Raw genomic sequence first — 2,034 nt, forward strand, 5'->3', positions numbered from 1 at the left:
GGAAAACGGATTCGGATTGATATCCGCTGTTCATCGCCCCATTTCAGGCTGCAACCCGATTTTTAACTTTTTACCTGGGCATCATTGATTGCAACCAAATTATTTTCAAATGATTGGAATCGGTTTCGCCAGGGTGTGTTTTTTCCACGCGGAGGCCTATTGTGCTTGTAATTCCCTTAGAAGGCAAGATCAGATTGCGCAATCCTCCACTATCCATCTTTTAAGGACCCTAATTCATTGAAAGATCATGACAATCGGGCGTATTTGAAGGTCTTTTTTTGGGGCGTTGTTTTATGGGGCGGTCTCCTGGCTGTTTACCAGTTTGCGTTAAACAGATGCATGTGGCTGGATGAGGCCCACCTGGCAATCAATATTGTGGACAGGGGATTTCTGGGGCTTTTGGCGCCTCTGGATAATCATCAGGCCGCTCCCATAGGATTTTTGTTCGCAGAAAAATTGATGGCCCTGTTTTTCGGAAACAGCGATTGGGCATTGCGGGTGGTCCCGCTTTTCAGTTTTTTGTTTTCCATCCCTCTGTTCTTTTTTATATCCAGAAAACTGGCGCGCAACGGGATTGTCGCCCAAATGGCGACGGCTTTGTTCAGCATTTCCTGGATTTTGTTAAGGTATTCGTCCGAAGTCAAGCAGTACTCGCTGGATGTTTTTGTTTCCTTATTGCTTTTATGCCTGCCCTTTTTTCTGAGTATGGAACGCAGAAGCGCCCTGGCAGCCGCGGCGGTTATCGGGTGCGCGGCTATCTGGTTTTCCCATGTGGCTGTTGTAACCCTTTTTGTGGTCGGCGTCTATTGGCTCTATAGGGAGACGTATTTACGCGGGAACTCAAAGATTTCTCTTGTCATAGCCTCCTGGCTGGTTTCATTTGCCGGGTACTACGTGTTTTTCATACACGATCACCCCACCAGGGAATACATGCTCTGGTTTTGGCGAAAAAGTTTTTTGCCGGCCAATCCTTTATCAAGGGAGTTTTATGTTTTTGGCTATGAAAAACTCCAGGAAATCTATGGATACATGTTTGGCCTGGAGTCCATCTGGTTGGTTCCCTTGGCAATTTCGTTGTCCGGGGTTTGTTGCCTGGTTGTCCGGAAAAAATTCACTGTGTTGTACTTTTGCCTGGCGCCTGTCGGCGTACAGCTTGCTCTTTCCCTGCTCCGGCTATACCCGTTCCACACAAGGATGATTCTGTTTTTGACGCCCGAATTCCTTCTTCTCTTTTCCATGGGAGTGTATTGCCTGGCCGGTTTTTTCAGGAAAAGCCCGGCCGTCGTCTCCTGCGCGGCCATAGCCCTGCCTGTCGTCATAATGTTTATTCCTCTTTCCAACAAAATTCCCGTTTATAGTGATCATGTCAGGGAGTCTTTAAAATGTGTGGAGCAGCATATTCAGGAAGATGAAACCATTTATTTTTATTACGTCACCAGCGGAATCGCCGATTTCTATTTGAGAGCGGGTTTGGTAAATGTGGCCAACCCGGCCGTCAACGGGCAACGGCATCGCAACGAAAACCACAAATACAATCCCGAACTGGCAAGCCTTACCGGAAAGGTCTGGCTGGTTTTTTCGCATGTTTATATAAGTGAATCCGGTGTAAACGAGGAATCCTACATGATCGGATTTTTAAAGGAAAACGGAGCCCTTGTGCTGGATTCCCAATCCTACCCGGGGAGCAGCGTGTACCTTGTGGATACCATGAAGCCCAAGGCCGTCCGCCTTGCGGCTCCCAATCCATGAGTTTCCGGCCTTTACCTTGATGGACGTGAACAACCAAATGGGGCGGCCCTTTTCGACTTGATTGGCCCTTAGTCATTGAAGGCTTTGCTTCTGACGTACAGGTAGGTGCAATTATTGGCGCCTTTCAGGCATACAAGTCCGCTTTTCTCTTTCATTGGTGATTGAAAGGAAAGCGGAAAGGACCTTGCCTAAATCCGCGATTGGATTTGCCGGAGGGGTGGTTTGAACATTTCAGGGCGTTTCAGCCCTTTTTTTAGGAGTCCGGCGGACTCATCGCCCCCTCCA

At 48.1% G+C, this 2,034-nt stretch carries 1 protein-coding gene; it reads left to right on the top strand.

Annotated elements, in window-relative coordinates:
• The first annotated feature begins 237 nt into the window (after positions 1–237).
• A complete protein-coding gene (locus BUE18_RS27115; protein ID WP_073479236.1) occupies positions 238–1,749 on the top strand; it encodes a hypothetical protein in 1,512 nt (503 codons plus the stop codon).
• Positions 1,750–2,034 lie beyond the last annotated feature (285 nt).

Origin of the sequence: Desulfatibacillum alkenivorans DSM 16219 (assembly GCF_900142135.1) — a bacterium.
Classification (GTDB): Bacteria; Desulfobacterota; Desulfobacteria; order Desulfobacterales; family Desulfatibacillaceae; genus Desulfatibacillum; species Desulfatibacillum alkenivorans.